Source organism: Photobacterium alginatilyticum, from assembly GCF_009910675.1.
GTDB classification, from domain to species: Bacteria; Pseudomonadota; Gammaproteobacteria; order Enterobacterales; family Vibrionaceae; genus Photobacterium; species Photobacterium alginatilyticum.
In genome coordinates this window covers 1-361 of the sequence record NZ_RSEJ01000400.1, presented here as the reverse complement: position 1 = coordinate 361, position 361 = coordinate 1, and the positions used below count along the sequence as shown (strand labels likewise).

The 361-nt window shown below is 41.8% G+C and carries 1 protein-coding gene; it reads left to right on the top strand.

Annotated features, from left to right (window positions below; translation table 11 throughout):
- A partial coding sequence (locus EIZ48_RS31730; protein ID WP_205298672.1) for a hypothetical protein occupies positions 1-230 on the top strand: 230 nt, incomplete at its 5' end.
- Positions 231-361: the final 131 nt, after the last annotated feature.

Below are 361 nucleotides of genomic sequence, written 5' to 3'. Positions count from 1 at the left end.
CCCATCATCAGATTAGTGAGCAATTACTAATCCAATATTTTTATGAAGGTCTTTTGTACAGGGACATGAGCATGATTGATGCCTCAAGTGGTGGAGCATTGGTGGATAAGACATCTCAAGCCGCAAGGAATTTGATTGCAAATATGGCGGCCAATTCTCAACAATTTGGCACTAGGCTTGACACCCCTTCAAAAGGTGTACATGAGGTAAATGTCTCTTCCCTTGAATAGAAAATTGCTAGTTTAACTTCTCTTGTTTGTCAAATTGTTGTAGGTAATGTGCAAAAGGAAAGGCCTTGTGAAATTTGTATGGCGGTAGGGCATCCGATGGATATGTGCCCAACTCTTCAAGAGGAGCCCAC